General features: G+C 63.0%; 5 protein-coding genes and 1 pseudogene. 2 read left to right on the top strand and 4 right to left on the bottom strand.

The window, feature by feature from the left end; all coding sequences use genetic code 11:
• Positions 1–218 precede the first annotated feature (218 nt).
• A complete protein-coding gene (locus VNW74_RS24715; protein ID WP_325681733.1) occupies positions 219–1,064 on the bottom strand; it encodes an SDR family oxidoreductase in 846 nt (281 codons plus the stop codon).
• 302 nt (positions 1,065–1,366) lie between these two features.
• On the opposite strand from VNW74_RS24715, the pseudogene VNW74_RS24710 reads away from it, so the two are divergent.
• Both VNW74_RS24710 and VNW74_RS24705 read left to right on the top strand, forming a co-directional pair.
• Positions 1,367–1,492, top strand: a pseudogene (locus VNW74_RS24710) (hypothetical protein); the annotation flags it as partial.
• Positions 1,493–1,992: 500 nt separating this feature from the next.
• Positions 1,993–2,946, top strand: a complete 954-nt coding sequence (locus VNW74_RS24705; protein WP_325681731.1) for a 2-hydroxyacid dehydrogenase — start codon at positions 1,993–1,995, stop codon at positions 2,944–2,946.
• Positions 2,947–3,029: 83 nt separating this feature from the next.
• On the opposite strand, the gene VNW74_RS24700 is transcribed toward VNW74_RS24705, so the two are convergent.
• The 3 genes from VNW74_RS24700 to VNW74_RS24690 are packed head-to-tail and all read right to left on the bottom strand — an operon-like array spanning position 3,030 to position 4,813.
• Positions 3,030–3,317, bottom strand: a complete 288-nt coding sequence (locus VNW74_RS24700; protein ID WP_325681729.1) for a DUF1330 domain-containing protein — start codon at positions 3,315–3,317, stop codon at positions 3,030–3,032.
• 36 nt (positions 3,318–3,353) lie between these two features.
• Positions 3,354–3,542: a ferredoxin gene (locus tag VNW74_RS24695; protein ID WP_325681727.1), complete on the bottom strand. Its 189-nt coding sequence runs from the start codon at positions 3,540–3,542 to the stop codon at positions 3,354–3,356.
• Positions 3,539–4,813: a cytochrome P450 gene (locus tag VNW74_RS24690; RefSeq protein ID WP_325681725.1), complete on the bottom strand. Its 1,275-nt coding sequence runs from the start codon at positions 4,811–4,813 to the stop codon at positions 3,539–3,541. Before VNW74_RS24690 ends, VNW74_RS24695 begins: the two co-directional genes overlap by 4 nt.
• Positions 4,814–5,016 lie beyond the last annotated feature (203 nt).

Here is a 5,016-nt window from a genome sequence, read left to right as displayed (position 1 = left end):
CGGCAGGCTATCTCAATCGTCGAATAACGGCTGAGGGGTCCACGCACACCTCGAACCTCAAATGCCTCTGCTGCCTACATCACCAAACGAAACCCTTCGAATTTGCCCAACGTGGCTACGTCGCAACCTATTACTGCACGTGCGGCGGCAGAATTACGCACCGTGCCGGCCGCACTCGACGTGTGAACCGGTGCGCCTGAGCAGAGGGCGCGCAGCGATTAGGAGGCGGTGGATACCGCTTCCCGTAGGCGCTTAAGCGATAGTTTTGCAGCCCGCCTCGACAGGGCCGGTGAGAGGCGTTCTAGATACCAGAAGGCCTTCCACCAGCTTGGCACCACAATGATTGCGTCTCCACGCAGCACGGCACGAAGGGTGCGCTCGGCGAACTTTTCGGGTGGCATCGGCCGGAATACGTCGAAAAATTTGAGGAGTTCCTCATCGCTGACGCCGGTGGTAGTCAGCCGCCCGTATTTGCCGCCGGTGAGGATCGGGGTCCGGATCACGCCCGGACACAGCGCCGACACCTGCACGCCGTGGCGCTCGGCTTCCACCCGCAACGCCTTCGAGATTCCGACGACGGCGTGTTTGGTGGCGGTGTAGCTCCCGAAGCCCGGAGTGGTGACGAGACCGTAGATTGAGGCCGTGTTCACGATGTGCCCGGAGTGCTGCCCGATCATGATCGGATAGACCGCCTGGATACCGTGCACCACACCGCGCAGGTTCACGTCGAAGACATCGTTCCAGTCATCGAGCGTGTAGGAGTCGATTTCACCGCCGACTCCGATGCCCGCGTTGTTGAACAGGTAGTCGATCCGCCCGGATTGCTGCACCGCCTCGGCGACGGCGCGCTCAAACGATGGGTAGCTGCGCACATCGAGTTCGATCGCGTGCGCCTTTCCGGCACCATTGTTGAGGCGTTGCGCCAACTCCTGCGCCGCGCCGATCTGACGATCGGCGATCCAGACCTCAGCGCCGTCGTCGACTAATTTGGTGGACAACGCGGCGCCGATGCCGGACGCCCCGCCGGTAACGAATGCGACCTTGCCCGACACGCTCGACGCCATTGCGGAAGGATAATCCCTCGCCTTCGCAAGCAGAAGAGATGATGTCCGCGAGGTCGTCGACGACGGTCTAGGCAGTCACAGTTGAAATGTACTTCGGCAATCCGGTCACATCATTGGACCAAGACGTTTTGTGGCTGGACCGAAAGCAACCAGCCGACGGTCGGTGTCGGTACTGCGGACCGCAGACTGGCGTAAGAAATTCGTGACTTACGGCAAATCACCGGTGGCAAGGGTGGTATCCGTACGGGTGTCCCACGTGTGGTGGCTGAGGCGCTGACCAGACCCAGAAGATGGAGCTGACAATGCATGCGTTGCGGTTAATAGGCGGTGTCTGCCGGGCCGTTGTCGTAGTCAGCACAGTGCTCGGTGTCGCGACGGTAAGCGCTGGTGCCGCGGGCGCCGACGGCCCGGTTCAGTTGAGAAGCCGATTTATCGGTACCGCCCAGGCAGACCCTCAGTCCCCCGGCCCATCTCAGTGGTGCCCAGGGCAACCGTTGCCGGGGACGCACGCTGCCTCAGTCCCCGGTGTCAATGTAAAGATTCCGGCGACTCATGTGGTTTGGGACAACAGCGTCTGCCACACCTATTGGCAGACCCCCTATGGGCGAGGCAATGTTCCGATGAGTGATGGCCCGGTGAGCGAAATCTGGGACGGACCTGATCCCCCGCCATACTTCGAACCGGTGTGCGCTCCCTTTGTGCCCCCGATAAATTGTCGACCACAAAACGGCTGATCCGGTCTCTGTGAGGCGCACCGAACACGCGCGACCGCGCAGGACGCGATAGCGCGTCCCGTGAAGGCGTTTGGGTGCCCTGTGTTCGTCGGCACATTTTTGGCGTACCCGCGTTGTCGGAACAGCTAATGACCGCAAGAGGCGCCGTCGCAACGATGAGGTGATCACTTCCCATAAGACGAAGGGGGTTTGTGATGGGCACGACTGTTCTACAGGTAGGTGAAGTTCCGCCCCCGCTCGCCGAGGCGCTGACCGCGAAATACGACGCTCTGGTGCTGCCGCTCAGTGCGGGGCGTGCGGATTTCCTCGCCGAGCATGGTGCCTCGGTCAAAGCGATTGTCGATGCCGGCCAGGCCCCGGTCGACGCCGAACTGATGGGCGCATTGCCCAACCTGGGCGCGATCATCCATTACACGGACGGCTACGACACGATTGACATCGACGCCGCGCGTCGGCTGGGGATCGGCGTCAGCAACACAGCCGATGCGGTGAGCGACAGCGTGGCCGATACCGCAGTCGGGTTGATACTCATGACAGTTCGCGGCTTCGGCGCCGCGGAGCGCTACGCGCGCGCCGGCCGCTGGTCTGTTGACGGGCCATACCGATTGACTCAGGCAGTGACCGGATCGCGGGTGGGGATCCTGGGTCTGGGCAACATCGGTTCAGCGATAGCCCACCGACTCACCGCATTCAACTGTGTCATCGCCTATCACAACCGCCACGAACTGCCCGGAACGGGCTACCGGTACGCGCCGTCAGCGGTGGACCTGGCGAAATCCGTCGAGGTGCTGGTGGTGGCGACCACCGCTGGGAAGGACGCCCCGCCCCTGGTGAGCCGCGACGTGTTGGAAGCCCTTGGCCCCGAAGGTTATCTGATTAACATCGCCCGAGGCAGCGTCGTCGACGAGCAGGCTCTGGTCGAGCTGTTGGCCCAGGGACGGCTCGCCGGTGCGGGCCTCGACGTGGTCGCCCACGAACCGGATGTGCCGCAACAACTCCGCGAGATGGACAACGTCGTCGTGCTGCCGCACGTGGGCACCGCGACGGCACAGGCGCGCGCGGCGATGACCGCGCTCACCCTGCGCAATCTGGACGAGTACCTGACACACGGCACCCTCACTACCCCCGTCATTGCGCCGACGCGTTAAACCCGTCCGCTGCGACCGTATTTCGCGAACCACAAACCCCCCGCATGACAGCGTCTGGCTGCTTCTAGGAAAGCTGCTGCGACTCAGCGAATTCCGGATAGGATCACGACGTTACAGTCGGCGGCGGCTTGGCGCAGTTTGACTGCCTTCTGATAAGCCTCCGACTCGTACCACGCGCGGGCCGCGTCAACCGATTCGAATTCCAGCAGGACAGTCTGGTTGCCGTGCCAGGTGCCTTCGACGACGTTGGGCGCGGTATCCACCGCGAGAATGTTGACTTCGCCCATCGCTGCCCCGGCGGCTTGGCCATAGGCCTTCATACCCTCCGGATCCTTGATGGCCTCGGTGAGGATGACATACCCCTTTGGCATAATGCGGCGAATCTCCTTATCCGAGTGTGCTTCTCGTCATCGCTCAGCGATGGCCTGTTCGGGGCAGCAGTCTATGGCCTCCCGGGTGGCCGCCTCGAATTCCGTTGGGACATCGGACTCTATCGCTTCCGCATAGCCATCGTCTGTGAGGTCGAATACCTCCGGACAGAGCGTGACGCACACGCCATGACCGCGACAGCGCTGATCGTCGACCCAGACTTTCATGCCGGTGTGAACTCCAAGTGCAGCTCGGTCAGGCCGCGCAGGATATAGGTCGGAACGTATTGGTAGCGACGGTCATTCGCCGGTCCGTGAACTCGCTCGTTGATCCGGATGTCCGATGTGCGATCCAGCAGCCGCTCAATGGCCACCCGCGTTTCGGCGCGGGCCAGAGGCGCACCAGGGCAGCTGTGGATGCCTCGCCCGAACGAGATATGCTGGCGGGCATTCTTTCTCGCCGGATCGAAGGTGGTGGGGTCTTCGAACCGGCGCGGATCGCGGTTGGCGGCGGCCTGCACAATCATCACCGTGGTGCCCGCGGGTAAGTCGACTCCACCGACATTGACGGGCACCCGGTTCATTCGGAAGTCGCCCTTGACCGGACTTTCGATGCGCAGCGCCTCTTCGATGAAGTTGGGTATCAGGCTGCGGTCCTTGCGCAACTGCGCCTGGATGTCCGGGCGCTCGCCCATCGTCTGCAACGCGGCGCCCAGCAGGCGCACGGTGGTTTCCTGACCCGCCGAGAAGACATTGCTCGCGACGCGGGCGACATCCTCGACATCGGGAGTCGAGCCGTCCGGGTAGGTGGCGGTCGCCAGGCCGGTCAGCACGTCGTCGCGCGGCTCGCGACGACGGTCCCGGACATAGTCGGAGAACAGCCCGTAGAGGAATTCCAGCGGACTGTGAGCCAGCGATTCCTTGCCGGTGCCTCCGACGCCGCCCCCCGAGTGCTCACGGATGCCTTTGATGAACTTGTCGCGATCTTCCATTGGTACGCCCAGTAGATCGGCGATGACCAGCAGCGTGAACGGACCCGCGAAGCCCTTGATCCATTCGCCTTCGCCGGGCGCCAGGAACCCGTCGAGCACTTGGTCGGCAAGCACCCACATGGCGTCCTCGTTCTCCTTGAGGCGCTTCGGGGTGATCAGCCGCATCAGCAGGGAGCGGTGGTTGGTGTGGGTGGGTGGATCCAGCGTGGGCAGCTGGTCGCTGAACGGAAGCTCGTCACGGTGTTGCTCGATCAGTTCGCTGATGTCGTCACCCTCAAGCGGTACCGGAAAGCCGGGAAACGGGCCGGTCACCGCGACGCACGAGGACCACGTTTCGGCGTCGTTGAGGACCGCGCAGGCTTCCTCCCAGCCCGTCACCATGGTGACGTCGTGGTGCTTCTCCCGGGTCACCGGGCACTGCTGCCGCAGCGCCTCGTAGTAGGGGTAGGGGTCCGCAATGAGCTCGCTGCCGCGGAAGAAATCCATTTCGGTGAATTCGTTCACCATCTACTCCTCCGTTCGGCAATCTCCGCTGTGAGAACGTCCCTCTCAGCTTTGAGTATTAGATTTCCACAGAGCATGCCGCGACGTCAACGCGGCGTGAACGTGCAGGGGTTGGAGCGCGCCGACCGCGAGTTAGTTGGCCGGAATGAGATCAGCCTCGACCGACGGCAAGGCCATCACCCGGCTGCGGAACGTCTCGACCAGGC

Origin of the sequence: Mycobacterium sp. (assembly GCF_035570115.1) — a bacterium.
Taxonomy (GTDB): domain Bacteria; phylum Actinomycetota; class Actinomycetes; order Mycobacteriales; family Mycobacteriaceae; genus Mycobacterium.
The sequence above is the reverse complement of the archived record's forward strand: the minus strand, read 5'-3'. Positions and strand labels throughout refer to the sequence as shown.